This is a genomic window from Mycobacterium sp. 3519A (assembly GCF_900240945.1).
In the GTDB taxonomy this organism is placed as follows: domain Bacteria; phylum Actinomycetota; class Actinomycetes; order Mycobacteriales; family Mycobacteriaceae; genus Mycobacterium.
The window spans coordinates 2,341,611-2,366,527 of sequence record NZ_OESG01000013.1; the positions used below are offsets into that span (position 1 = coordinate 2,341,611).

General features: G+C 66.2%; 23 protein-coding genes and 1 pseudogene. 16 read left to right on the forward strand and 8 right to left on the reverse strand.

Annotation, left to right across the window (positions count from 1 at the left end; all coding sequences use genetic code 11):
- Nucleotides 1-34 precede the first annotated feature (34 nt).
- Nucleotides 35-514, forward strand: a complete 480-nt coding sequence (locus C1A30_RS19185; protein ID WP_101949731.1) for a helix-turn-helix domain-containing protein — start codon at nucleotides 35-37, stop codon at nucleotides 512-514.
- Here C1A30_RS19185 and C1A30_RS19190 read toward each other — a convergent pair.
- Both C1A30_RS19190 and C1A30_RS19195 read right to left on the reverse strand, forming a co-directional pair.
- The gene (locus tag C1A30_RS19190; protein ID WP_101949732.1) at nucleotides 496-1,902 is read right to left on the reverse strand and encodes a selenium-binding protein SBP56-related protein; all 1,407 of its coding nucleotides are present in this window, start codon (nucleotides 1,900-1,902) and stop codon (nucleotides 496-498) included. The two genes, C1A30_RS19185 and C1A30_RS19190, sit on opposite strands and share 19 nt — an antisense overlap.
- 62 nt (nucleotides 1,903-1,964) lie before the next feature.
- Nucleotides 1,965-2,459, reverse strand: coding sequence for a nitroreductase/quinone reductase family protein (locus tag C1A30_RS19195; protein WP_101950319.1), 495 nt, complete (start codon nucleotides 2,457-2,459; stop codon nucleotides 1,965-1,967).
- A gap of 175 nt (nucleotides 2,460-2,634) precedes the next feature.
- Here C1A30_RS19195 and C1A30_RS19200 point away from each other — a divergent pair, with 175 nt between their 5' ends.
- Nucleotides 2,635-3,345 carry an SDR family oxidoreductase gene (locus C1A30_RS19200; RefSeq protein WP_101949733.1) on the forward strand — a complete coding sequence of 237 codons (711 nt, stop codon included), beginning with the start codon at nucleotides 2,635-2,637 and terminating at the stop codon, nucleotides 3,343-3,345.
- Here C1A30_RS19200 and C1A30_RS19205 read toward each other — a convergent pair.
- The gene (locus C1A30_RS19205; RefSeq protein ID WP_101949734.1) at nucleotides 3,318-4,160 is read right to left on the reverse strand and encodes an alpha/beta fold hydrolase; all 843 of its coding nucleotides are present in this window, start codon (nucleotides 4,158-4,160) and stop codon (nucleotides 3,318-3,320) included. The genes C1A30_RS19200 and C1A30_RS19205 overlap by 28 nt on opposite strands.
- Before the next feature lie 84 nt (nucleotides 4,161-4,244).
- Nucleotides 4,245-7,037, reverse strand: a complete 2,793-nt coding sequence (locus C1A30_RS19210; RefSeq protein ID WP_101949735.1) for a LuxR family transcriptional regulator — start codon at nucleotides 7,035-7,037, stop codon at nucleotides 4,245-4,247.
- Between the two features lie 468 nt (nucleotides 7,038-7,505).
- On the opposite strand from C1A30_RS19210, the gene C1A30_RS19215 reads away from it, so the two are divergent.
- The 8 genes from C1A30_RS19215 (at nucleotide 7,506) to C1A30_RS19250 (ending at nucleotide 18,554) form a co-directional block, all read left to right on the forward strand.
- Nucleotides 7,506-8,393, forward strand: a complete 888-nt coding sequence (locus tag C1A30_RS19215; RefSeq protein ID WP_235009989.1) for a LysR family transcriptional regulator — start codon at nucleotides 7,506-7,508, stop codon at nucleotides 8,391-8,393.
- Nucleotides 8,390-8,953, forward strand: coding sequence for a sigma-70 family RNA polymerase sigma factor (locus tag C1A30_RS19220; RefSeq protein ID WP_101949736.1), 564 nt, complete (start codon nucleotides 8,390-8,392; stop codon nucleotides 8,951-8,953). The genes C1A30_RS19215 and C1A30_RS19220 overlap by 4 nt, the downstream gene beginning before the upstream one ends.
- A gap of 118 nt (nucleotides 8,954-9,071) precedes the next feature.
- The gene (locus C1A30_RS19225) at nucleotides 9,072-9,575 is read left to right on the forward strand and encodes a YkgB family protein (protein WP_101949737.1); all 504 of its coding nucleotides are present in this window, start codon (nucleotides 9,072-9,074) and stop codon (nucleotides 9,573-9,575) included.
- Between the two features lie 136 nt (nucleotides 9,576-9,711).
- On the forward strand, nucleotides 9,712-10,647 hold the full coding sequence (locus C1A30_RS19230) for a DUF389 domain-containing protein (RefSeq protein WP_101949738.1): 936 nt from the start codon (nucleotides 9,712-9,714) through the stop codon (nucleotides 10,645-10,647).
- A gap of 12 nt (nucleotides 10,648-10,659) precedes the next feature.
- Nucleotides 10,660-13,980 carry a DUF2126 domain-containing protein gene (locus tag C1A30_RS19235; RefSeq protein ID WP_101949739.1) on the forward strand — a complete coding sequence of 1,107 codons (3,321 nt, stop codon included), beginning with the start codon at nucleotides 10,660-10,662 and terminating at the stop codon, nucleotides 13,978-13,980.
- A complete protein-coding gene (locus tag C1A30_RS19240) occupies nucleotides 13,980-16,616 on the forward strand; it encodes a circularly permuted type 2 ATP-grasp protein (RefSeq protein WP_101949740.1) in 2,637 nt (878 codons plus the stop codon). The genes C1A30_RS19235 and C1A30_RS19240 overlap by 1 nt, the downstream gene beginning before the upstream one ends.
- The gene (locus tag C1A30_RS19245) at nucleotides 16,613-17,536 is read left to right on the forward strand and encodes a transglutaminase family protein (protein WP_101949741.1); all 924 of its coding nucleotides are present in this window, start codon (nucleotides 16,613-16,615) and stop codon (nucleotides 17,534-17,536) included. The genes C1A30_RS19240 and C1A30_RS19245 overlap by 4 nt, the downstream gene beginning before the upstream one ends.
- Nucleotides 17,529-18,554, forward strand: coding sequence for a putative zinc-binding metallopeptidase (locus C1A30_RS19250; RefSeq protein WP_101949742.1), 1,026 nt, complete (start codon nucleotides 17,529-17,531; stop codon nucleotides 18,552-18,554). The genes C1A30_RS19245 and C1A30_RS19250 overlap by 8 nt, the downstream gene beginning before the upstream one ends.
- Nucleotides 18,555-18,654: 100 nt before the next feature.
- Here C1A30_RS19250 and C1A30_RS19255 read toward each other — a convergent pair whose 3' ends face one another.
- Entirely contained in the window at nucleotides 18,655-19,233 is a 579-nt protein-coding gene (locus C1A30_RS19255; protein WP_101949743.1) for a hypothetical protein, read from the reverse strand.
- Between the two features lie 23 nt (nucleotides 19,234-19,256).
- Between C1A30_RS19255 and C1A30_RS19260 the strand changes: the two genes are divergently transcribed.
- The gene (locus tag C1A30_RS19260) at nucleotides 19,257-20,087 is read left to right on the forward strand and encodes a DUF3097 domain-containing protein (protein WP_101949744.1); all 831 of its coding nucleotides are present in this window, start codon (nucleotides 19,257-19,259) and stop codon (nucleotides 20,085-20,087) included.
- Here the strand turns inward: C1A30_RS19260 and C1A30_RS19265 are convergent.
- A complete protein-coding gene (locus C1A30_RS19265) occupies nucleotides 20,084-20,476 on the reverse strand; it encodes a cupin domain-containing protein (RefSeq protein ID WP_101949745.1) in 393 nt (130 codons plus the stop codon). The genes C1A30_RS19260 and C1A30_RS19265 overlap by 4 nt on opposite strands.
- A gap of 40 nt (nucleotides 20,477-20,516) precedes the next feature.
- Here C1A30_RS19265 and C1A30_RS19270 point away from each other — a divergent pair, with 40 nt between their 5' ends.
- From C1A30_RS19270 to C1A30_RS19285, 4 genes and pseudogenes are all read left to right on the forward strand, one after another.
- Nucleotides 20,517-21,845, forward strand: coding sequence for a replication-associated recombination protein A (locus tag C1A30_RS19270; protein ID WP_101949746.1), 1,329 nt, complete (start codon nucleotides 20,517-20,519; stop codon nucleotides 21,843-21,845).
- Between the two features lie 123 nt (nucleotides 21,846-21,968).
- Nucleotides 21,969-22,280, forward strand: coding sequence for a helix-turn-helix transcriptional regulator (locus C1A30_RS19275; RefSeq protein WP_101950321.1), 312 nt, complete (start codon nucleotides 21,969-21,971; stop codon nucleotides 22,278-22,280).
- The gene (locus C1A30_RS19280; protein ID WP_101949747.1) at nucleotides 22,277-22,750 is read left to right on the forward strand and encodes an SRPBCC family protein; all 474 of its coding nucleotides are present in this window, start codon (nucleotides 22,277-22,279) and stop codon (nucleotides 22,748-22,750) included. Before C1A30_RS19275 ends, C1A30_RS19280 begins: the two co-directional genes overlap by 4 nt.
- A pseudogene (locus C1A30_RS19285) lies at nucleotides 22,751-23,079 on the forward strand (VOC family protein).
- 136 nt (nucleotides 23,080-23,215) lie between these two features.
- Here the strand turns inward: C1A30_RS19285 and C1A30_RS19290 are convergent.
- Together C1A30_RS19290 and C1A30_RS19295 are read right to left on the reverse strand one after the other, a co-directional pair.
- Nucleotides 23,216-23,524: a GlsB/YeaQ/YmgE family stress response membrane protein gene (locus C1A30_RS19290; protein ID WP_101949748.1), complete on the reverse strand. Its 309-nt coding sequence runs from the start codon at nucleotides 23,522-23,524 to the stop codon at nucleotides 23,216-23,218.
- An 84-nt stretch (nucleotides 23,525-23,608) separates the two neighbouring features.
- A complete protein-coding gene (locus C1A30_RS19295) occupies nucleotides 23,609-24,229 on the reverse strand; it encodes a hypothetical protein (protein WP_101950322.1) in 621 nt (206 codons plus the stop codon).
- Nucleotides 24,230-24,398: 169 nt separating this feature from the next.
- On the opposite strand from C1A30_RS19295, the gene C1A30_RS19300 reads away from it, so the two are divergent.
- Nucleotides 24,399-24,794, forward strand: a complete 396-nt coding sequence (locus tag C1A30_RS19300) for a secondary thiamine-phosphate synthase enzyme YjbQ (protein WP_200828376.1) — start codon at nucleotides 24,399-24,401, stop codon at nucleotides 24,792-24,794.
- Nucleotides 24,795-24,917 lie beyond the last annotated feature (123 nt).

Consider the following 24,917-nt stretch of genomic DNA (forward strand, 5'->3'; position numbering starts at 1 on the left):
ATAGTGATAACAACCCAGAAAAGGAGTGACGTGCATGACAGTGCTGCAGGGGCGGCTCGCCGACCGCGACACCTGGTCGGCGGTTGGGCACTGCCCGATCGAGAAGACGATGGCGTTGGTGGGCACCAAGTCGGGGATGCTCATCATGCGGGAGGCGTTCTACGGCACCACCCGCTTCGAGGACTTCTGGCGCCGTATCGGCGTCACCAAGGCCGCGGCCTCGGCCCGGCTGACCGAACTCGTCGACGCCGGACTACTGGAGCGAAGGCCCTACAAGGAACCGGGCCAGCGTCGGCGCGACGAGTACGTGCTCACCGAGGCCGGACTGGATTTCATGCCGGTGGTGTGGGCGATGTTCGAGTGGGGGCGGCGGCACCTGCCGGAGAGTCCGTCGCTGCGGCTTGCCCACCGGGATTGCGATGCCGAGGCCACCGTCGAGATCCGCTGTGCGCACGGACATCAGGTGCCCGCCGACGAGCTCGTGGTCCGGCTCGCTCAGTCGGTGAAGCAGTAGGAATCGCTCGACGCGTCACCGCCCTGCAACCGGGTCTGGTGCACCCGTAGGCCGCGAAAATCGTTGCCGTTGGGAAAGAACGCGGGGTCGGGAACGAGTCCGCCGCCGTCGACGTCGGCGTCCAGTTTGGCCATCCACGCGCCCACACCGTCGGGGTAGAAGACCTCGTCCCACGCCGCATACAGCGAATTGGTGGCGTAGATGCGCCTGCCGTCACGGCTGATCTCGATCATCTGCGGCCCGCCTGCCAGACGGAGGTCCGGATCGGCGGGATGCGGTTCGCGCCGCACCACACCGCCGAGGCGAACAGATGCCGTCTCGCGAGGATGGAACGGGTCAGCGACGTTGAACTGTTTGAGTTCGCCAGTACCCCAACATGATACGTAGAGCCAACGATCGTCGACCGAGAGGTCGATGTCGGACACCAGCGGCGGGACCGCGCCGAACGGTTGCAACGCAGGTGGAAGGTCGTCGACGGCGGCGGGTTCGGCCGGGATGGTGATCACCTTCTCGACGGCCCACGCGTCGTCTGACCGGTGCCACAACCAGACCGACGCCGACAGATCCTCGACGCTGATCACCACCCCCGCGAAGCCCCATGTCTTCGTCGGGTCGTGCGCGGGTCGCAGTTCAAGCACCATCTGATGCTGGTCGCCCAGGTCGATGCGCTGGGTCAAGGTGCGGTCGGACATGCTCCAGAAGTTCAAGTGGTGTCCGAACTTTCGCCCGAGCAGATCCTCGGGGTTCAGGCCGTTCTCGATCATCGACGGCGAGGCCCACTCGGAGGTGATCACGGTGTCCTGGCGCAGATGCCACCAGACGTCGTAGGCGAAGAACTGCTCACCGCGGTCCTTCTCCCACGGTCCGACGACCTCGAACGTGTCGTGGTCGAGCAGTGCGACGCCGCCAGGCCCGTCGTCGCCGTTCGGTCCGCCGAGCGCGGACATGAAGATGCCGCCCGGCCCGCAGTGCACGGTGTGCGGGCGGGAGTAGCCGGCCTTGGCCGCGAGCTCGTCTGCGCCAATGGTGTGCGCCAGCACCGGGTTTCGCGGGTCCGGTTGGGTATCGAGCACGTAGGTGTTCGACGACCGGATGCCAGGGACCACAAGGTAGCGCCGCTCGATGGAATGCCCGTCGTGGCCCTCGTGGCACAGCGCGCTCGAGCAGGCGTTCCAGCCGAAGTGGTGCAGTTCGTTGCCCGCTGTCGGAAGCTCGGACCAGCCGACCACGCGACCGTACGACGACGAGGACGAGTCGCAGTCCACGACGGCGAGCGCATCTTTCGCCTGGCCCGCTGGATCGAATGCGACAACATAGGCAAGCTGCTCAGGCGCCGCGGCGATGGCGGCCCCCGGGCTGCGGTAGAAGGTGGGGTCAGTTGCAGCCATGTCTGCAGATCATCCTCCGCGCCGCTGACGTTGGGGTAAAAATCGACGGTTGACCGTCGTGACTACGACGCCGACAGTCGGATGATCGGGATGGTTCGGCCGCTGACGGCCGCCCGGCCGCGGTAGTCGGGAAAGAGCGGGTAAATGCGGTCGGCACGCGCCCACAGTCGGACCAGCTCGTCTGGGTCGCGGACTTCGGCGGCCGTCATCGCCACGGCACCGTCGCCAACACCGACGTGAACGTGCGGATTGGCCTTGAGGTTGTGATACCACGCCGGGTGTCGGTCACGCCCGAAGCTCGAGGCGACGACGATGACGTCATCGCCGTCACGGAAGAACAGCACCGCGGAGGTGCGAAGAACACGTGACTGGGCGCCGACCGTGGTCAACAAGGTCGACGGCAGCATGAGGGCCATGCCGAGGTGTCCGCGCGTGACGCGCATCAGCCACGGATCGACCTTAGGAGCGATGTTCAACGCAATCCATCGCCCGGCGGTCGTCCCGAGAAATGCCGTGTAGAGGCGAGCCCCTAAGCCGAGATGGTCCGGGTCGGCCATGAGCACGTTTCCTTCGCTAGAGAGTCGCGTAAATGCCACGACGACAACGTCTCTCGCTTCTCGACCAGTCCGCGACGGCCATCCGCGCGGGTTATGGGCGCTATCGACAGATTGCATAGGAGCCTTGCACGACCCGCGTCATGTCTGCAGTTGTTCAGATCAGAGAAAGGAGATCATGGACATCAGAAGTTCAGTTGCCTTCGTCACGGGTGCCAACCGCGGTCTGGGCCTGGCCTTTGCTCATGCGCTACGTGCCCGCGGCGCGCGGCGCGTCTACGCCGGAATGCGAAACCCCGAACCGCTCGACGACCCGTCGATCGTGCCGGTGCGACTTGACGTCACCGATCCTGAGACGGTCGAGTTGGCGGCCGAGATGTGCTGCGACGTCACATTACTGGTCAACAACGCCGGCATCGGGGTGGTGAACCAGGGCGCGCTCGATCCCGCTTTTGTCGACGTCGCCCGCCGAATGTTCGAAACCAATTTCTATGGGATGGTCCACACCAGTCAGGCATTCGCGCCGGTGATCGTCGGCAACGGTGGAGGTGCGGTCATCAATGTGCTGTCCGACGCCACATGGTTCGCACGGCCGCTGGTCTCCGCATATTCGACCACGAAGTCGGCGGCGTGGAGCTTTACGAACGCGCTGCGGCTCGCGCTACGCGATCAAGGTGTTCTGGTGGCCGCGTTGCACGTCGGATTCGTCGACACCGACATGGCCCGCGGAATCGATGCGAAGAAGTCGGATCCACGCGTCTTGGCGGAGACTGCACTCGACGGTGTCGAGAACGGTCAGGAAGAAGTGCTCGCCGACGAACAGTCGCGTCTGGTCAAGAGCACTCTGTCGGCTGCGGGGTACTACCTTTCTCCGCCGGAGATTGGATGACGCAGCCTGCGCCAAAAGGTGTTGACCAGCTCGGCGTACTCGTCGGCGGCGTCCTCCCACGCGAAGTGACCAGTGTCGAGAAAAGTGAGGTCACCGTTGGGCAGGCTGGCCGCAAGAAGTTCAGCATCCTCCGACGGCGCAAACGGGTCACGTCGGGCGGCGATGATCCTCACTGGTGTCGATACGTCGGCCAGCAGGTCGCGCAGGACTGTCAACTCGGCCGGGTAGCTCTGCATGTATTTCAGTGATTCCACGAAGCGGACCCCCTCGTACGAACATCGGTAATCGTCGCGGATTTCAGTGGGAAGTTCATACCGCTCGATCAGCGAGAGCATCCGGTCGAGAAGGTGTCGCGAGTCGCCGATGCGGCCGTCATCGGGCGGCTGCGAGCCGGCGAAGAGCTCATCCGGTTCTGGTCGACGTGGGGATGCGCCGCTGATGACAAGGCTGCGAAGCCGCCCCGGATGCCTGGCGGCGGCGAAAAGCAAAGCTGCTGTGCCGCTGCCGGGCCCAACGGCGTGTGGACGGTCCAGCCCTAACATATCGATCACTCGAATGATGAACTCCGCCATCGCCGCTGGCGATAGCAGCGACGGACGGCGCTCGGAGCGGCCGAATCCCGGCAGGTCGATCGCCGTGAGTTGAACGTCCTCGCACAGGCACGCCCATACCGGTTGGAACGCCAACACGCTCTCCGGCCACGGGCTCAACAGCAACGCCTGTTCGCCGCGGGGCGGGGTCTCGGCGACGCGGATCGCCAGTCCGTCGATGGTTCGGTAGCGAAGCTCCATCGGGATGTTGAACCACTTCGTCACTGGCAGTACCCTTCCGACCGGGCTTACCAGTGTCTTCCCCGTCGACGAAGCTTCGCATCCGCCATCGCACAGTCATGTCGACCTTCAGTCGTGGTGGCGGTTTCGTGTTTCCACTTGACTGGGGGACAGGACGTGGGTCAGTTCCGCGCGTGACCGGATGCCGAGCTTGGAGAACACCTTGCGAAGGTGGTACTGGACTGTGCGCGGACTGATGAACAATTGGACGCCGATTTCGGGGTTGGTCAATCCATCCCGAGCGAGCCGAGCCACCTGCAGTTCCTGGGGTGTGAGCTCATCGTGCGCCGTGGTCTTACGCTTGCGCGCAGTCTCACCGGTGGCGAGCAACTCCCGACGCGCCCGCTCGGCGAACCCGTCGACCCCCATAGCGGTGAACATTTCGTCGGCAGTATGAAGGGCGGTGCGCGCTTCGACCCGCCTGTTCTCACGGCGCAGCCATTCGCCGTAGAGAAGGTGGCCGCGCGCAAGTTCGGCAGCCACATTGGTCTGGCCGAGCTGCGCGAGGGATTCGCGGTAATAGCGTTCGGCCGCTCGCCCATTGGCGAGCAGCGCGCGCAGGCGCGATTGGATGCCCGATAACCAAGCGGTGGAGTTCACGCGGATCCGGTCCGAGACGTAAGTCAACGCCACAGTGATCACGTCCACGTCTCCCGTGCGGGAAGCCGCTTCGGACAGTTCCGGGATGACGAAGGCCGAGAATCCGACGTGGTCGCTGTCGAAAACCCGGCGGGCGGCGACAAGAGCCTCCTCATGCCGGCCCAAGCCGTTGTAGAGCACCGATCGCGCGTACTCGGCGAAGTCGGCGACTTTACACAATCCACTCTCGGTAGCGGACGCCTCGGTAGCCCGAATCAGTTCCGACGCCGACTGCTCATGGCCACGCCAGGCAGCCATCAACATGTCGATGAAAGTCAGCGGCGGATTTCCCGTCGCATCGGCTACCAGCCGACCTTCGTCGATCACCAGGCCCGCGGTGGCAAACTCGCCACGCAGCAGATACGTCCACGCCAGGTACTGCAGCGCGAACTGGAGGTACACCGGCGCCCCGGTGCGACGGGCGAAATGGACGAGCCCCAAAGCCAGTTCGTGCCACGCTTCTGCATCCCACAGCTCCGCGGCGAGAGCAGCGGTCACTTTCGAGCGAGCGAGCGGGAGCCACAAACCGGCGTCGTCGCGTGCATCGTCGGCGAGAATCAATCGGATGGCGTGCGCGAGCATCGGCGCACCCGCCTGATAACCGTCGGTGTACAGGGTCGCGAGCGCATCGAGCAACACATCGACTGTCCGCGGCGGCTGGATGCTTGGGGGACTTGCACGTGCCGCCGCCGCGGTCTCACGCATACCGCCGGGGCCGTCGAGATCGGCGAGCCACATCGTCGCGTCGAGAGCCTGCAGTCGCACTTCTCGTGTCAGCTCAGGACTGAGGGGCGCGAACAGCGCTGCCGCGCTTTGCAGATAGCGAGCCGCATCTCGGACTCGGAGTTGATCGAACGCGATCTCCCCGCGCAGGTATTGCGCCTGTGCCAGCTGCATGTCGTCGAGCGGCACACCGTCGGTGGCGACCAGCAGTCCGAGGGCGGCATCGAGCGCCCCGGCGTCACGTTTGGCCTTGGCGGCGGCCAAAGTACGGCCGCCGCGGCGCGCGGGTTCAGGGGTAAGCGCCGCCGCGCGTTCCAGAAAGGCGGCGGCGGCGGCCAACCCGCCCCGGCTTTGAGCGCGGTCGGCGGAGCTCTCGAGTTCTTCGGCGACGGCTTCATCCGGCCCCACGGACGCCTGCGCCCGATGCCAAGCACGTCGATCCGGATCCACCCGGGAGTCGGTGGCCTCGGCCAATGCCCGATGAATGGCCTGTCGATCGGACAGCGAGGCCGATCGATACGCCGCCGACCGAACCAACGGATGGCGAAACTGCACCCGCGTGCCGACTTCGAGAAGACCAGCATCCAGCGCAGGTAGCGCGGCGTCGGCGTCGACGCCAAGCAGAGATGCTGCACTCCACAGCAGGGACGGATCGCCCACCGGGTCCGCCGCAGCCAACTGCACGAAACGGACCGCCGCTTCGGGTAACAGCTCGAGGCGGCGCCGAAAGCTCGCCTCGATTCGGCCCGAAAGCGGGATCAGCCCGGGCAATGTGAAACCTCCGGCCAGTTCCGCGGGTGTGACGCCTCGAGTGAGTTCGAGTAGCGCCAACGGATTGCCACGAGTCTCGGTCACGATCTGGTCGCGTACGTGGGGATCAACGGGGGCCGTGAGTACGGAATCGAGCAGCACCCGTGCTTCCTCAACCGCCAACCCGTCAACCTTCAACTCCGGCAATCCGGACAACTCGTCGCTCGGCGTCCTCGACGCGAAGACGAGGCCAACGGACTCGGCACCCAACCGGCGCGCCACGAATGCCATGACCTGTTTCGACGCGCTGTCGAGCCACTGTTCGTCGTCGACCACGCAAATGATTGGCTGCTCGTCAGCGGCCGTGGAGAGTAGGGTCAACGCGGCCAGGCCAATGAAAAATCTGTCGGATTTCGCCGCGGCACTGAGGCCGAACGTGGTTTCGAGTGCCTCGCGCTGAGGCTGCGGCAAGACATCGAGCCTGCCGGTGATCGGTGCCAGTAGCTGATGCAGCCCGGCAAAGGCCAGCTCCATCTCTGCTTGTACACCGCCCGCGTGTAGCACGAGGCAGCCGGTCGCCTGCTCGACCAGCGCCTCCAACAACACCGTTTTGCCCACACCGGGCTCACCGCTGACTACCAGTACCTGGCTTTGGCCGGAGCGGATCGCCCCGAGAAGTTCGCCGAGTGCGCGCATTTCGCTTCGTCGGCCGATCAACCCGACGGCAGGAACACCAAGACTCCCGGCCATTTCCCCGCCGACGGTACACGTTCACCGGCTGTACAGGCTGGCGAGTGGCGGACTCGAATGACCCGCCCGCGCCAACACACTCGGTTCCTACGGGGATGTTTCACGGGCCCCCAGCCACGGCGCCGTCAAGCACAGCAGGGCGTTCCACATGGAGAGAACGATGATGCACACGATCTTGGGCATGCTGTTGGTTTCGCCTGCCATGTTCGCCGGTGTCGGATACACGTTGGTATCGAGGCGGCCATGACCGCAGACAGCTCGGACATCGCATTAGAGGCGAGCGAAACCGCGCTCATGCCAACGACGTTGCGAATGCAACCATCCCAACCACTGTCGCCGAGCGAAAAGATCCCGGTGCCACACCAGCGCGAATCTCGGCGACGCGTTCGGCTGTCGCGCGGCAGCCACTCCACCGGGCCGTCGGCACCTGATGACGCTTCGACAGTCGGGTTCCTCACTCCCGCCAGATTGGAGGCCTTCCTCGCGGTAGCCGAGGAAGGCGGTTTCTCCGTCGCCGCGCGAAGACTTCACGTCAGTCAACCCGCCCTTTCTCAAACGATAGGTGCGCTGGAGGATTACCTCGGCGTGAAGCTCTTCGTGCGCGCAAAATCCGGCGTGCACATCACGATGGCGGGACGTGCCCTCCGGTCGGAGGCGCGCGCAGTCCTTGCCAAGCACCACCAACTCCGGCGGGTGATGGCGGGCTACACGATCGAGGGCGGAGGCGTGATCCGACTGGGGATTCCGCTGTTGCTCGGTGCCGACGTGCTGCGCGCGCTTGCCCAGTTCGCGGGAGGCGACCGCCCAACGCGGGTCGAACCGCGCCACCACCAATCGATGTCTGGCCAGCTCGAAGACTTGCGTACCGGTGCCCTCGACGTGATCTTCGTGAGGGAACGCCCGGTTGGCGAAGAGTTCGACGCGGTGTTGGTGGCGCGCGAGACTCTTGGAGTCCTGCTGGCAACGGATTTGGCGGCGCAGGTTGCCGACGCGAGCGGCGTTCGCCTTGAGGCTCTGCGCGGACTGCAATGGTTCAACTGGCCCAGGGCGAGCAGCCCCGCTTGGCATGACGAACTGGCGGGCATCCTGCGTGGCCACGGAGTCGACATCGGCTCGGTGGACGGCGAAGGCGAGTTCGCGATTCCCTCCGTGATGCTGGCCGCCGTCGGTTCACGGCAGGCTTTCGCGCTTGTTCCCCGGCATAGCGTGCCGTCGGTCTCAGACACCGTCGTCTGGGCGCCGATCGCAGGTCATTCTGTGGTGCAACGAACCTGGGCCGCGTGGCGTGCTACTTCGCGTCGCCGCGATATCGCGCAACTCATCACCACACTCGATGCGCCGGGCGACGACGAATGACCGAAAAGTTCGAGACACACCAGTGCTTTCAACGTGACGTTCTGCCACTGCTGGACCGGCTTCACCGCCAAGCCCTTCGGTTGACACGCAACCACGCGGACGCAGAAGATCTTGTACAGGACACGTTGGCCAATGCGTATGCCGCGTTCGCATCCTTTCAGCAAGGCACCAACCTCATTGCGTGGTTGCGCCGCATCATGACCAACGCTTACATCAGTTCTTACCGCAGAAGCCAGCGCAGGCCGCAGTATCCCGTCGATGACATCACCGACGCGCAACAGTATGCCGAGAGCCGACACTCCTCTTCCGGGTCGCCATCGTCAGAAGAGCTTGCGCTGAACATGCTGCCGGACAGCGAGATTCAAACAGCCATGCAGGCATTGCCCGAACATATCCGGGCTGTGGTCTACTACGCCGACGTCGAAGGTCTCCGACGCTCGGACATCGCCAAGATCATGAACACTCCGCACGGAACCGTCATGTCACGGCTATATCGCGGGCGCCGAAGGCTGCAGAAGGCGCTCGGAAAGATCGACGAATCCGGTTGTCGATCAACGTGAGTTGTCGCCTATTCGTCCCGATTATCACTGTTATCACGAGTCTGAATCGCAATGTGGACGTGGTGTCAGCCGGCGCTTGTTTTACCCAAATGCACGGCGTCCAAGGAAAGGACCACCTATGAGCACCACGTCGACCACCCTGAAACTGGCTCGGTTGCTTCCTGTTTCGACGATAGACACCGTCGCTGCCCTCCTCGGTAGATACGGTCTGGTTGTCGTGATCGGATGGATCGGAGCCTTGAAATTCGCCGATTTCGAAGCGCATCAGATACAGCCGCTGGTCGCGAACAGTCCGGCCATGGGTTGGCTGTACCAGATTTTCCCCGTCTACACCTTCTCGGCGTTGTTGGGCGCGTTCGAGATCACCGCCGCAGTGTTGGTCGCGATCAAGCCCATAGCCCCACGAATCTCCATCGCAGGCAGCCTGATGTCGATCGTGCTGTTCCTTGCCACGGTCAGCTTCCTGTTCAGCACGCCCGGCGTGAGCGAGCCGGCAGGTGGTGGCTTTCCCGCTTTGTCGCTCACCGGCGAATTCCTTCTGAAAGACATTCCGCTGCTTGGCCTCTCCTTCTGGACGCTCGCAGATTCCATCCGGGCCGCCATGCGTCAGCACCTCCGCTAGTCGGTGTTTCGCAGGAAGCTCCTCGAGTTCGGCCACGTCGTTCTTGGTCAGCCGAACCAGCACCGCGGGGTAGCCGTCATAAGCGGGTCGTCCAACCGCCCATCACATCTGCCCAAGCCTGGCTACTGTGCCGGACATGCTGCATTTGCGGGTGATCGCGCCGACCGAACTACGCGAATCGGTCATCGAACTGCTGACCGAGAACCCCGGCGTGACGCATCTGGTCGTCCACCGCGGGGCGGCGCTCGACCCGCACGGCGACGAGATCACCGCCGACATCGCCAGGGAGTCGGCCAACGAGGTCATCGACGGTCTCAAACGGCTGCGGGTCAAGGAACGCGGAGCGATCACCCTCGACGTCGTCGACACGGTGCTGTCGACCCGCGCTTACCGCGCCGAGGACGAGGCCGCGGGCGATCCCGCCGACGCCGTGGTGTGGGACGAACTGGCCGCCCGTACCCGGGAGGAGTCCACGCTCAACGTCGCCTTCCTGACGTTCCTGTGCCTCGCGTGCCTGATCGCAGCGGTCGGGGTGGTCACCGATTCGCCCGTCACCGTGGTCGGCGCGATGGTGGTGGGGCCGGAATTCGGACCATTGGCGGCGCTTGCCGTCGCGCTGGTGCGCCGGCGGGCCTACCTCGCGCGGCGCGCCGCCGTCGCGTTGTTGGTCGGCTTCCCGGCGGCGATGCTCGTCACGGCCCTCGGCGTGCTAGGCGGGGAGGCGCTCGGCTGGATCACGCTGGAAAGCACCCGCCAGCTCTCCGAGGTCGACTTCATCTTCCGGGTCGGGCCGCTGTCGTTGGTCGTTGCCCTGTTCGCGGGCGCGGCGGGCATGTTGTCGTTGGTGTCGGCGAAATCCGCTGCGCTGGTCGGAGTTTTCATCTCGGTCACCACGGTGCCCGCCGCGGGATTCGCCGTCGTCGCGGCCACGGTCGGCGACTGGTCGATCGCGGCGCAGTCAGCCGCCCAGCTGGCCGTGAATCTGGTCGGCATCGTCGTGGCAGGCGTGTTGGTGTTGTGGGTGCGTCAGCTCGCCGATCACCGTCAACAGGCACGAGCGCGGACAGTGTGATGTGATCGCACCGTGGGCATAAAGGTGGCGCTGGAGCATCGCACCAGCTACACATTCGACCGGCTGGTACAGGTGTACCCGCACGTGATTCGGCTGCGTCCGGCCCCGCATTCACGCACGCCGATCGACGCCTACTCGCTGACGATCGAACCCGCCGACCACTTCATCAACTGGCAGCAGGACGCGTTCGGCAACTTCCTGGCGCGGGTGGTGTTCCCGAACCGGGCCCGCAGCCTGACCATCACGGTCGGCTTGATCGCCGACCTGAAGGTGATCAACCCGTTCGACTTCTTCATCGAGGACTGGGCCGAACACTGGTCTGGTTCGGCTGGCTTCGAATACCCCAAGGCGCTCGCCGAAGATCTCAAGCCGTACCTGCGACCGGTCGACGAGGACACGGAGGGGTCAGGCCCCGGCGATCTGGTCCAGGCGTGGGTGAAGAACTTCGCCGTCGCACCCGGCACCCGCACCATCGACTTCTTGGTCGCGCTCAACCGCGCGATCAACGCCGACGTCGGCTACAGCGTGCGGATGGAACCCGGGGTGCAGACCCCGGATCACACGCTGCGCACCGGGATCGGCTCGTGCCGCGACTCGGCGTGGCTGCTGGTCTCGGTGCTGCGCCAACTCGGGCTGGCCGCCAGGTTCGTGTCCGGCTATCTGGTCCAGTTGACCTCCGACGTGGAGGCGCTCGACGGGCCGTCGGGGCCTGCCGCCGACTTCACCGATCTGCACGCCTGGGCCGAGGTGTACATCCCCGGCGCCGGCTGGATCGGGCTCGACCCGACGTCGGGGCTTTTCGCCGGCGAGGGCCACATTCCGTTGTCGGCGACGCCGCACCCCGAATCGGCGGCCCCGATCACCGGCGCGACCGAGCCGTGCGAGACGACGCTGGACTTCTCCAATCTCGTCACCCGCGTGCACGAAGATCCCCGAGTCACGTTGCCTTACACCGACGCGGCGTGGGGCGCGATCTGCGCGTTGGGCACCACGGTGGACGAGCGGTTGACCGCAAAAGACGTCCGACTCACCGTCGGCGGCGAGCCGACATTCGTGTCGATCGACAACCAGACCGACCCGGAATGGACCACGGATGCCGACGGCCCGCACAAGAGGGAGCGAGCGTCCGTCTTGACGGCCCTGCTGAAGAAGGTGTGGGCGCCGCAGGGCTTGGTGCAGCGCAGCCAGGGCAAGTGGTATCCCGGAGAACCGTTGCCGCGCTGGCAGATTGGGTTGATCTGGCGTGACGACGGTCAGCCGCTGTGGACCAACGAGGCACTGCTGGCCGATCCGTGGGCAGACGCCGAACCGCAGGCGCTCGCACCGGATGCGGGCCGCCAGCTGCTGACGGCCATCACCGACGGGCTCGGGCTGCCACCCTCGCAGGTGCGGCCGGCCTACGAGGACGCACTGGGCAGGTTGGCGGCCGCGGTGCGCAGGCCCGACGGCGAACCCGTCGCGGGCGCAGACGATTTGGCCGACGACACAGCCGCAGCGCGCGCGGCGCTGCTGGCACGCCTCGACGAGCCCGTCACCGAACCGGCCGCCTACGTGCTGCCGCTGCACCGCCGCGACGACGACTCCGGGTGGGCCAGCGCGGACTGGAAACTGCGTCGGGGCCGCATCGTGCTGCTCGAAGGCGACTCACCGGCCGGGCTGCGGCTGCCGCTGGACTCGATCAGCTGGCATCCGCCGCGGCCGTCGTACGACGCCGACCCGTCGCCCCGCCGCGAGGAGTTGCGGGTCGACATCGAACCGGCTGCCGTCGTGGAGGACGCCGACGGCGCGCCCACCACCGCGATGGTCGCCGAAATCCGCGACGGACACCTCTATCTGTACCTGCCACCCACCGAGCGGTTGGAACACTTCGTCGACCTAGTCGCCCGGGTCGAGGCCGCCGTGGCCAAAGTCGACTGTCCCGTCGTGATCGAGGGCTACGGGCCGCCGCCGGATCCGCGGGTCCGCTCGATGACGATCACGCCCGACCCCGGCGTCATCGAGGTCAACGTCGCCCCGACGGGCAGCTTCGCCGAACAGCGACAGCAATTGGAGACGCTCTACGAAGAGGCGCGTCAGGCCCGGTTGTCGACCGAATCGTTCGACGTCGACGGCACGCACGGCGGCACCGGCGGCGGCAACCACATCACCCTTGGCGGTCCGACGCCCGCCGATTCGCCGCTGTTGCGCCGCCCCGACCTGCTGGTCTCGCTGCTGACCTACTGGCAGCGCCATCCGTCGCTGTCCTATCTGTTCGCGGGACGGTTCGTCGGAACGACGTCACAGGCGCCGCGCGTCGACGAGGGCCGCGCCGAGGCGCTCTACGAACTCGAGATCGCCTTCGCCGAAATCGCCCGGCTCACCGGCTCCGCAAGCGTCGCTTCGTGGATCACCGACCGCGCCCTCCGCCACCTCCTCACCGACATCACCGGTAACACGCACCGCGCGGAGTTCTGTATCGACAAGCTCTACAGCCCCGACAGCGCGCGCGGCCGCCTCGGTCTGCTGGAACTGCGCGGCTTCGAGATGCCGCCGCATTTTCAGATGGCGATGGTGCAGTCGCTGTTGGTGCGGTCATTGGTGGCCTGGTTCTGGGACGAACCGCTGCGCGCCCCGCTGATCCGCCACGGCGCCAACCTGCACGGCCGATATCTGTTGCCGCACTTCCTGATTCACGACATCGCCGACGTTGCCGCCGACCTGCGGGCGCACGGCATCAACTTCGACACCAGCTGGCTGGACCCGTTCACCGAGTTCCGGTTCCCGCGCATCGGCACCGCGGTGTTCGACGGAGTCGAGATCGAACTGCGCGGCGCGATCGAACCATGGAACGTGCTCGGCGAGGAATCCACCGCAGGCGGCACCGCCCGCTATGTCGACTCGTCGGTGGAGCGGATCCAGGTCCGGCTGATCGGCGCGGACCGGCACCGCTACGTGGTCACCGCCAACGGGTATCCGATCCCGTTGCTGGCCACTGACAATCCCGACGTCCAGGTCGGCGGGGTGCGGTTCCGGGCATGGCAACCGCCAAGCGCGCTGCATCCGACCATCACCGTCGACGGGCCGCTGCGGTTCGAGTTGGTCGACACCGTGACCGCGACCTCGCGTGGCGGTTGCACCTACCACGTGTCCCACCCGGGCGGCCGCGCGTACGACAACCCGCCGGTCAATGCGGTGGAGGCCGAATCCCGCCGCGGCCGCCGGTTCGATGCCACCGGCTTCACCGCAGGCAAGGTCGACATGTCTGACATCCGCGAGAAGCAGGCCCGCCAATCCACCGATGTGGGCGCGCCGGGCATCTTGGATCTGCGCCGGGTGCGTACCGTTTTGCAGTGATGGCTCTACCCGCGCCGAACACCCACGACATCGACAACCTGCTCGCCCGGTACCGCGCCGTGCGTTCTCAGCAGGCGCTTTTCGACGTCCGCGGTGAGCGCGCCAGCACCGGCTACGACGAATTCGTCGACCCGGCAGGCAATGTCCGCCCCGCCTGGCAGGAGCTCGCCGAATGCGTCGGCGAGCGTGGCCGCGACGGCCTGGACCAGCTGCGCTCCGTCATCCGCAGTTCGGTCGACAACGACGGCATCACCTACATCGAGGTCGACAGGCACGGCGACGCGGTGACCAACGGCGACGGCGCCGCGGAACCGGGGCCATGGCACCTCGACGCGCTGCCGCTGGTGCTCTCGGCGACCGACTGGGACACCCTGGAAGCCGGTCTGGTGCAACGGTCCCGGCTGCTGGACGCGGTGCTGACCGACCTGTACGGGCCCCGCCAAGCGATCAGCAGCGGCGTGCTGCCGCCCCAGCTGCTGTTCGCCCATCCCGGTTACGTCAGGGCCGCCCGCGGCATCGAGGTGCCCGGCCGTCACCAGCTGTTCCTGCACGGCTGCGACGTCAGCCGGTCCGCCGACGGCGGGTTCCTGGTGAACGCCGACTGGACGCAGGCGCCGTCCGGCGCGGGCTACGCGTTGGCCGACCGGCGCGTGGTGGCACACGCGATCCCCGACCTCTACGAGCGGATCGGCCCTCGGCCCGCATCGCCGTGGGCGCAGGCGCTGCGACTGGCGCTGATCGACGCCGCGCCGGAGTCCGCTGAGGAACCGGTGGTCGTGGTGCTCAGCCCGGGCATCCATTCCGAAACGGCGTTCGACCAGGCCTACCTCGCCAGCGTGCTCGGTTTCCCGCTGGTGGAAAGCGCCGACCTGGTGGTGCGCGACGGCAAGCTGTGGATGCGGTCGATGGGCACGCTCAAGCGCGTCGACGTGGTGCTGCGCCGCGTCGACGCCGAATACGTCGATCCGCTTGACCTGCGGGCAGATTCGCGGTTGGGCGTGGTGGGACTGGTGGAGGTGTTGCGCCGCGGCGCGGTCACGGTGGTGAACACCTTGGGCAGCGGCATCCTGGAAAGCCCTGGGCTGCTGCGGTTTCTACCGGAGTTGGCGGAGCGGTTGGTCGGTGAGACACCGCTGCTGGAGACGACGCCGATGTACTGGGGTGGCATCAACACCGAGCGCTCGCATCTGCTGACCAACCTGTCGTCGCTGTTGATCAAATCTGTCACCGGCGGCAAGACGATCGTCGGACCGGCGTTGTCGTCGGCGCAGCGCAAGGAACTGGGCACGCGCATCGAGGCCACCCCGTGGCAGTGGGTGGGCCAGGAACTGCCCCGGTTCTCGACGGCGCCGAGCGACTTCTACCCGGGCGGTCTGTCGTCGGCCAGCGTCGGCATGCGGTTGTTCACCGTCTCGCAGCGCGGCGGTTACGCGCCGATGATCGGCGGCCTGGGTTACCTGCTGGCGCCTGGCCATGCCGCGTACCGGTTGAACAGCGTTGCAGCCAAGGATATTTGGGTGCGCAGCCCGACGCGTGTCACCGTCGAGACGCCGCCAAGCCCGATCGATCTGGCTCCGGTGACGCCGAGCCCGATCCGCGCCGTTAGTTCGCCGCGGGTGTTGTCCGACCTGTTCTGGATGGGCCGCTACGCCGAACGTGCGGAGAACATGGCCCGGCTGCTCACCGTCACCCGTGAGCGCTACCACGAATACCGGTATCGCCGCGAGATGGAAGGCAGCGAATGCGTACCGGTGCTACTGACCGCGCTCGGACACATCACGGGCACCGACACCGGTGCGGGCGGCGACTACGCGGAGATGGTCGCGACGGCCCCGAGCACGCTGTGGTCACTGACCGCCGACCGGCAGCGGTCCGGCTCGCTGGCGCAGTCGGTGGAGCGGCTCGGGCTCGCGGCCCGCGCGGTGCGCGACCAGATGTCCAACGACACCTGGATGGTGTTGGCTGCGGTCGAGCGGGCGCTGCTACACGCCTCGGAATCGCCGCCCGAATCGCAGACCGAAGGGGAGGCGTTCCTGTCGTCGACGAGCAATCTGACGCTGGCAGGGATGTTGGCGCTGTCCGGTGTCGCGGCCGAGTCGATGGTGCACGACGTCGGGTGGACGATGATGGACATCGGCAAACGCATCGAGCGTGGGTTGGCGTTGACCTCGCTGCTGCGCGTGACGTTGACGACGGTGCGCAACCCGGGTGCTGAGCAGACCATCACCGAGTCGACGCTGGTGGCCTGCGAATCCTCGGTCATCTACCGGCGGCGCACCCTGGGCAAGGTTAGTGTGGCTGCTGTGGCGGACCTGGTGTTGTTCGACACCGAGAACCCCCGCTCGCTGGTCTATCAACTCGAGCGACTGCGGGCAAACCTGAAGGCGTTGCCCGGATCATCCGGCTCGTCGCGGCCCGAGCGACTGGTCGACGACATCGCGACGCGATTGCGCCGCCTCGATCCCGCCGAACTGGAAGAGGTCGCCGACGGCACTCGGGTCACGCTGGCCGACCTGCTCGACGGGATACACCGCGACCTGCGCGAGCTGTCGCGCATCATCACCGCCACACATCTGTCGCTGCCGGGCGAGATGCAACACCTGTGGGGCGCTGACGAATTCAGGGTGGTGCCGTGACGGACGGGCCTGTCGCGTCGGGATCGAGCCGGTGCTATCAGATCTCACACAGCACCGTGTACCGCTACTCGGACGACGTCACGAGCTCCTACGGCCGCGGCTTTTTGATTCCGCGGGACTCGTCGCGCCAGCGCTGTCTGTCGCATGAGCTGATAATCGAACCGGAGGCCGCGGACAGCTCCACCAGCCGCGACGGCTACGGCAACATCAGCTCGTACTTCCACGTCACCGAGCGCCATCGCACGCTGTCGATCACCAGCAGATCGATCGTGGAGGTGGACCCGCCAGCGCCGGAGCTCTACAGCGCCGGGTCCGCCCGCGCGCCGTGGGAGATCGCGCGGCCCGTCGGTGCCGACGGTGCACTTGCGACCGAGTTCACCCTCGACCTGCAGCCGCCCGAGATCACCGATGAGTTACGTGCCTACGCCGCACCGAGTTTCGAACCGGGTCGGCCGCTGATCGACGTGCTTCGCGACCTGACGTCGCGGATCTACTCCGACTTCACCTACCAATCCGGATCGACCACGGTGTCGACGAAGGTCAGCGAGGTTTTGGCGGCCAGGGAAGGGGTATGTCAGGACTTTGCGCGGCTGGCCATCGCCTGTCTGCGTGCCAACGGGTTGGCGGCCAGCTACGTATCGGGGTACCTGGCCACCGACCCGCCGCCTGGAAAGGAACGCATGATCGGCATTGACGCGACACACGCGTGGGCGTCGGTGTGGACGCCGCAGAATCAATGGCTCGCATTGGATCCCACCAACGACCAGATGGTCGATGAGCGCTATATCTTCGTCGGGTTCGGCCGCGACTACGCGGATGTGCCGCCGTTGCGCGGCATCATCTTCACCGACGCGGAGAGCAGCGTGATCGACGTGTCCGTCGACGTCGCGCCGTACGAGGGCGGGATGCTGCGTGCGTGACTTCCTCTGCCCGAATTGCGGGCAGCACCTGGCCTTCGAGAACTCGGTCTGCCTGAATTGCGGCAGCGCGCTTGGCTTCTCGCTGGACGACATGGCCCTGTTGGTGATAGCGCCCGGCCAGGAGAGCGACCATGCCGGCGCAGTGGATGCGGGGGAGTACCAGCTGTGTGTGAACCTGCATCTGGCCGAATGCAATTGGCTGGTGGAGAAGGGTCCGGTCGCCCGGCTGTGTGCTTCGTGCGCACTGACCCGGACCCGGCCCAACGACGCGGACACCAAGGCGCTGGCGGCGTTCGCCGCGGCGGAGAAGGCCAAGCGCAGACTGATCGCCGAACTCGTCGAACTCAAGCTGCCGATCGTGGGCCGCGACGAGGACCCGGAGTACGGCCTGGCGTTCGACCTGCTGTCCAGCGAGCAGGAGAAGGTATTCACCGGCCACCACAACGGTGTCATCACGCTGGACCTTGCCGAGGGCGACGATGTGCACCGCGAGCAACTGCGGGTGGCGATGGACGAGCCCTACCGCACGCTGCTCGGTCACTTCCGCCACGAGATCGGCCACTACTACTTTTACCGGCTCGTCGAGCCGTCGGAGGCGTACGCGGCGCGGTTCCGTGAACTGTACGGCGATCCCGACGCCGACTACCAGGCCGCGCTGGACCGGCATTACCAGGAGGGCGCGCCGACGGGCTGGGAGGACGACTACGTGTCGTCCTACGCGACAATGCATCCCGCCGAGGACTGGGCTGAGACATTCGCCCACTATCTGCACATCCGCGACACCCTGGATACCGCGGCGGCGTTCGGCTTCGCACCCGCTGCGGCCACCTTCGAGCGTAAGCAGCTGGGGCCAAGCGGTTTTGACGCGATCATCGACATGTGGCTGCCACTGTCGTGGGCGCTCAACATGATCAACCGGTCGATGGGTAAGGAAGACCTCTACCCGTTCGTGCTGCCTCCCGCGGTGCTGGAGAAGATGCGGTTCATCCACACCATCATCGACGAACTCGGCACTTGAACTGCCGCCAACTACTCGCGGGCGTCCGTGTCTGTACACGACACGCCGCGAAATTCCGTCGAAAAGGGGTCGCTCGCCGGAATGAGGTCAACGCCAGGGGTCAGGGCAATCTGCACAGGAAAGCCTTCCCGCGCGGCGAGAGCCGGTAACCCACGTCGAGGCTGATGGTCAGCCCGAGTCCCTTGAGCTGACGCACCCGACGCTTGAACCGCGGCACGTCCAGCCCGACGCGAGCGGCCAAGTCCGGTGCCCGCACCGCCTCGTTACCGCCGATCATCTCCAGATAGTCACGCGTCCAAGGGGTTTCGGCAGCATCATCCCAGCGCGCGAGGCGTGCGGCGATCGCAGCGACGTCGGCATCGGACAATCGGTCGTCGGCCGCCAGTTCCGGTCGCTCGTCGGGACCCAGATACGACACCGTCATCACATACGTGTGCTTGGCCGGTCGGCGGTCGAGGTCCTTCTGCGCGGTCCTTGCATCCGGGTACCCGGCGGCGTGCGCTTGCGCGGCGGTCACCCGATAGCTGCCCGGATACTCGGCGACGTCGTCGATGCGAATCGTTCCGGCCACGGTGCGCTGCGTCCCGCCCGCCTTGGCCCGCGGCGCGTCCCACCGTCGCAACACGAGTGTGATGTCACCGTTTGCAATGCCTTCCGCCGTGTCGCGATTGAGCAGCACGCGTGTGACCCTACGATCGCTCGGTGGCTGATCGCTATGGCATCGATGTTCTCGCCAACAATCCGCACCGCAAGCCCCGCTCCACCGAGCGGCCGGTCGAAATCGGCATGGTGGTCGAGGACGCCCAGACCGGATACGTGGGCGCGGTGGTGCGCGTCGAATACGGCCGGATGGAACTGGAGGACCGCAACGGCCACAGGAAGCCGTTCCCGATCGGGCCCGGCTATCTGATCGACGGGAAGCCGGTGATCCTGACCGCACCGAAGAACAAGGCAGCCCCAGCCCCGGCACGCACCGCATCCGGGTCGGTGGCCGTGCAGACGAAGGCCAGGGTGGCGCTGGCCAGCCGGATCTACGTCGAGGGACGCCATGACGCCGAGCTCGTCGAGCAGGTGTGGGGCGACGACCTGCGTGTCGAGGGCGTGGTCGTCGAATACCTCGGCGGCGTCGACGATCTCGTCGGCATCGTCGAGGAATTCCAGCCAGGCCCCGGGCGTCGACTCGGCGTTCTCGTCGACCACTTGGTGGCCGGTTCCAAGGAGGCGCGTATCGCGGACGCCGTGCGCCGCGGTCCCGGCGGCGCGCACACCCTGGTGGTCGGCCACCCGTTCATCGACATCTGGCAGGCCGTCAAACCTGCGCGGCTCGGCGTCTCGACGTGGCCAGTGGTGCCGCGAGGCACGGACTGGAAGCACGGCGTGTGTCAGGCGCTCGGCTGGCCGCATAGCCAGCAGGCCGATATCGCCAGGGCATGGCAACGGATCCGCGGCCGGGTACGGGACTGGAACGACCTCGAGCCCGCGCTGATCGGCCGGGTCGAGGAACTGATCGACTTCGTGACGGCGGGCGCTTAGCCGAGCGCGTGGCCGGTGGTGCTGTCGACGTGGTCGGGGATGTCGTCGTGACGGTCGCCGGTCGACGAGGTGCCGCGGGGTTCGAACATCAGGATCGAGGCACCAGGCGACGACGGCTTGTGCTCGGTGCCCTTCGGCACGACGTACGTGTCGCCCTGGCGCAACACCACGGTTGACTCCCCGCCATTCCCATCCCGGACGGCGACGTGGAATTCGCCGTCGAGGACGAGGAAGAACTCGTCGGTGTCCTCGTGTACGTGCCACACGTGATCACCCTTGGTATGGGCGATCCGGACGTCGTAGTCGTTGATACTGGCGACGATCCGCGGGCTGTAGATGGCGTCGAATGATGCGAGCGCTTCGGCCAGATTGATCGGCTTGGTGGTCACCAGTCGATCGTATGTCCGGCGACCGTGGTATTCCTGAACAGTGTCCGACGGTCTGTTCGACGTCCCAGGCGAGGCGAGCGCCAGTGCGGGCGGCCCCGTCGGCGCGTCGGCGCCGTTGGCGGTCAAGATGCGCCCGGCCAGCCTCGACGAGGTGGTCGGGCAGGACCACTTGCTCAAGCCGAATTCACCGCTGCGCCGGATGGTCGAAGGCTCGGGCGCGGCATCGGTCATCCTGTACGGCCCGCCCGGCACCGGGAAGACCACGCTGGCGTCGCTGATCTCGCAGGCCACCGGCCGCCGGTTCGAGGCGCTGTCGGCGCTGTCGGCAGGCGTCAAAGAGGTCCGCGCCGTCATCGACATTGCCCGTCGCGCGGCGGCGCACGGTGAGCAGACGGTGTTGTTCATCGACGAGGTACACCGGTTCTCCAAGACCCAGCAGGACGCGTTGCTCTCCGCGGTCGAGAACCGGGTCGTACTGCTGGTCGCCGCTACCACCGAGAACCCGTCGTTTTCCGTCGTGGCGCCGCTACTGTCGCGGTCACTGATCCTGCAATTGCAGCCACTCGACAGTGATGCGGTGCGCACCGTGGTGCGCAGGGCGATCGAGGATCCGCGAGGCCTCGGTGGTCAGGTCGACGTCACCGAGGACGCGGTTGATCTGCTGGTGCAGTTGTCGGCTGGCGATGCGCGACGCGCGCTGACCGCGTTGGAGGTGGCCGCCGAGGCGGGGGAGCAGGTGACGGTCGCGACCATCGAGCAGTCGTTGGACAAGGCCGCGGTGCGCTACGACCGCGACGGTGATCAGCACTACGACGTGATCAGCGCGTTCATCAAGTCGGTGCGCGGCTCTGACGTCGACGCGGCGCTGCACTACCTGGCCCGCATGCTGGTCGCGGGGGAGGATCCCCGGTTCGTGGCGCGGCGGTTGATGATCCTGGCCAGCGAGGACATCGGGATGGCCGACCCGACAGCGCTGCAGACCGCGGTCGCCGCCGCGCAGACTGTGCAACTGATCGGCATGCCGGAGGCACAACTGACGCTGGCCCACGCCACGGTGCACCTGGCCACCGCCCCGAAGTCGAACGCCGTGACGACGGCGCTGGGTGCCGCGATGAACGACATCCGCAACGGCAAGGCCGGCCTGGTGCCCCCTCATCTGCGCGACGGCCACTACTCCAGGGCCACCAAACTGGGCCACGCCGTCGGCTACAAGTACAGCCACGATGACCCCGATGGTGTTGTGCCGCAACAGTATCCACCCGATGAGCTGGTGGGTGTGGACTACTACCGGCCCACCACCCATGGTGTCGAACGCGAGATCGCCACCAGGCTCGACAAGCTGCGCGCCATCATCCGCAAGAAGCGCTGAAACGACCTCTTGACAGCCACCTCACAGCCTTCTACCTTGTTATTCAACCAAAACATTGATCAAAGACAAGGTTGATAATTGGAGGACGGGGACGATGCAGACGCCTGGCTGGACCGCGCCTTCATGGCGTTGGCTGACCCGGTGCGGCGCGCGATCGTGGCGCGACTGTCCCGAGGGCCTGCCACGGTCAACGAGTTGGCTGCTCCGTTCGACATCACCAAACAGGCTGTGTCCAAACACATTCAGGTGCTCGAGCAGGCGGGCCTGGTCACCAGGACTCGCGACGCGCAGCGCAGACCCGTCCACCTCGACGCGGCCGCGCTGGAGCGGATGACCGCATGGATCGACCGGTACCGACTCGACGCCGAACGCAGCTACCGCCGGCTCGACGCTCTGCTGGCGGCGATAACCGACAAGGAAGGAACCGACAGATGACCAACCCGCTCAACCTCAACGCCCCGGTCGACACCCTGGCCATGGAGTTCACCCGCGAGTTCGACGCTCCGGTTGAGGCGCTGTTCCGCGCGCACGCCGAACCGGATCTGGTCAAGCAGTGGCTGGGTCCTCGGGACCTCGAGATGACGATCGAGCACTGGGAGTTCAAGACCGGCGGCGGATACCGCTATGTGCACAAGGCCGATCGCGGCGAGTTCGGTTTCAACGGCGTGTTCCACAAGGTGCGGGACAACGAGTTCATCATCCAGACCTTCGAATTCGAAGGGGCACCGGACATGGTCAACATCGAGTTCATGTGGTTCGAGGATCTCGGTGGCGGCCGCAGCAGACTGCGCGGCCGGTCGATCTGTCCGACCATCGAAGCGCGTGACGGTCTGCTGTCGTCGGGCATGGAGGGCGGCATGGCGGAGGGCTACGAAAAGCTCGACGAGCTGCTGGCGACGCTGTAGATGGACTGGACTCTCGAAGTCGTGGTGGTGCCGGTCGGCGATGTCGACCGGGCCATCGCGTTCTACCGCGATCAGCTGGCTTTCAGCTTGACCACGACACCCGGGCCGGTGCGCAGCGTTTCGCTCAACTCACACCGCCGGGCTCGCTCAAAGGCCTACAGCTGGTCGTCGCCGACGCTTATCGGGCCAGGGAGCAGTTGGTCGCGCGCGGTGTGGCGGCCGGCGACATCGAAGTCATCGACGAACGCGACGGGGGCACGCTGTTCGGATTCGCCGACCCCGACGGCAATTCGTGGGTGGTGCAGCAGATCAAGGCGCGGGCTCAGTGAGTCGGCGGCGTCAACATCAGTTCGCGGAAGTAGTCCTCGAAACCGCCTCCGGAAGTGACGCCCGAAACGCTTCAACCGACCCCAGACAGCGACGATCCCGGCCGGTGGGGGCCAGCCGGGATCGCCGGGGGTGCGGCTAGCGCAGTAGACCGGAACGCCTGCCGCCCATGACGCCGGTGCGCCTGCGACCCATCAACGCCGACACGAGGGCGACGCCGATGGCCGCGACGACCACCTGGCACAGAAGTTCGATCCAATCGATGCCCGCCGTCGCGGTGGGAAGGCCGAGCGCGCGGGCGATCGCCGTGCCGATGAAGGCCGACACGATGCCCACCAAGATCGTGACGAGCATGCCGATCGGCTGCTTGCCGGGAACCAGCAGTCTGCCGAGCACGCCCACCACGATGCCGATCAGAATCGCGGTGATTACACCTGTAATGGTCATTGTTCCTCCAGGGCTCTAGGGTGCAGCTGAAATACCCCGGCCGTTCCTCGAATAAACGCGTGCGTCAATCAGCGCTTGTACAGGTCAGACCATCTCCGGCACCCGAAGGTGGGCGATCGCGAGCTCGAATTCGCAGACGTCGATGATGTCGGCCCCCAGTTCCCTGGTCCGGGCATTCCGCAGCTCCCGCGCTTGCTCGCGGTTGCGCTCCATGGCTTCCCGGCTGTCGAACGTCGCGGTCGAAACGGCACGCCCTGAGCGGTTCATCAGGAAACTTGCGCTGCAGAATCCCTCGAGGCCCTCCAGTGACGGCAACACCTCGGTCCGGTAGAACTCCATGGCGCGATTGGACTGGTCCGGCGGGATTTTCAGCCAGGTGACCCGTGCGCAGGCGCCGTTGTCGGCGTGGTGGTCGCGGTGCAACACGCCGATTTCCCAGGTCTCGGCCGTCGGGTCGCTGCCACCGAAGACCGTGGCGGCCCGGTCACGAATCAGCCCGACCTGCTGGGCGCTGGCCCGTTCGGCGTCCTCCGTCTGCCACGCGCTGGTGGCGATGCACCGACCCGAGTCCCTGTCGACCAGAAGCGATAGCCCGACGAACCCTTCCATCCCGGCGAGCGCAGGCATCACTTCGTCGCGCACGTGAGCGATTCCCGCGTCGATGCATGACGTTTGCGCCTGAATAGTGGTAGTGCGTGCGTGCACGATCCACCCCCGATCGGTGTTGGGGCGGCGCCCCGGTGGCGCCACCGGACCGCTTTCAGAATCCTCTCGTTGAACAGGGGTTTCAATGGTTTCGGCGGCATCAAAACGGGGATGTTTGGGTTCGCAAACGGACGGTCCGTAGGGTGGTTTCGTGGACACGAAGTCGCACGTGCTCGAGGTCGACACATCGCGCCGACGGACCGTCGACGTCACCGACGCGGTCCGCTCGTTCTGCCGCGGCCACGGGGACGGGTTGTGCAACGTCTTCGTGCCGCACGCCACGGCGGGCGTGGCGATCATCGAGACCGGCGCGGGCTCCGACGACGACCTCGTCGACGCGCTGGAACGGTTGTTGCCGCGCGACGACCGCTACCGTCACCGGCACGGGGCGCCGGGACATGGCGCGGACCATGTGTTGCCCGCGCTGGTGGCACCGTCGATCACGGTTCCCGTGCAGGGCGGCGAACCGCTGCTCGGCACGTGGCAAAGCGTCGTCCTGGTCGACCTGAACCGGGACAATCGGCAGCGGCAGGTGAGGTTGACGTTCGTCGGCGGAGCCGCTTAGGCGGCGACATGGAAGCAGGAGCCGCTTAGGCGGCGACATGAAAGCAGGAGCCGCTTAGGCACTTGCCGCCGCGCCGGTTCGTTGACTTGTCAGCGCGACAACGACGACCGGTACTGTAGTGCG

What these genes read in the sequence shown, in the direction of transcription:
- C1A30_RS19190 (WP_101949732.1), bottom strand. Translation starts at nt 1,902, where the DNA reads ATGGCTGCAACTGACCCCACCTTCTACCGCAGCCCGGGGGCCGCCATC.
- C1A30_RS19185 (WP_101949731.1), top strand. Translation starts at nt 35, where the DNA reads ATGACAGTGCTGCAGGGGCGGCTCGCCGACCGCGACACCTGGTCGGCG.
- C1A30_RS19225 (WP_101949737.1), top strand. Translation starts at nt 9,072, where the DNA reads ATGAGCACCACGTCGACCACCCTGAAACTGGCTCGGTTGCTTCCTGTT.
- C1A30_RS19220 (WP_101949736.1), top strand. Translation starts at nt 8,390, where the DNA reads ATGACCGAAAAGTTCGAGACACACCAGTGCTTTCAACGTGACGTTCTG.
- C1A30_RS19240 (WP_101949740.1), top strand. Translation starts at nt 13,980, where the DNA reads ATGGCTCTACCCGCGCCGAACACCCACGACATCGACAACCTGCTCGCC.
- C1A30_RS19195 (WP_101950319.1), bottom strand. Translation starts at nt 2,459, where the DNA reads ATGGCCGACCCGGACCATCTCGGCTTAGGGGCTCGCCTCTACACGGCA.
- C1A30_RS19230 (WP_101949738.1), top strand. Translation starts at nt 9,712, where the DNA reads ATGCTGCATTTGCGGGTGATCGCGCCGACCGAACTACGCGAATCGGTC.
- C1A30_RS19275 (WP_101950321.1), top strand. Translation starts at nt 21,969, where the DNA reads ATGGCGTTGGCTGACCCGGTGCGGCGCGCGATCGTGGCGCGACTGTCC.
- C1A30_RS19290 (WP_101949748.1), bottom strand. Translation starts at nt 23,524, where the DNA reads ATGACCATTACAGGTGTAATCACCGCGATTCTGATCGGCATCGTGGTG.
- C1A30_RS19280 (WP_101949747.1), top strand. Translation starts at nt 22,277, where the DNA reads ATGACCAACCCGCTCAACCTCAACGCCCCGGTCGACACCCTGGCCATG.
- C1A30_RS19210 (WP_101949735.1), bottom strand. Translation starts at nt 7,037, where the DNA reads ATGGCCGGGAGTCTTGGTGTTCCTGCCGTCGGGTTGATCGGCCGACGA.
- C1A30_RS19200 (WP_101949733.1), top strand. Translation starts at nt 2,635, where the DNA reads ATGGACATCAGAAGTTCAGTTGCCTTCGTCACGGGTGCCAACCGCGGT.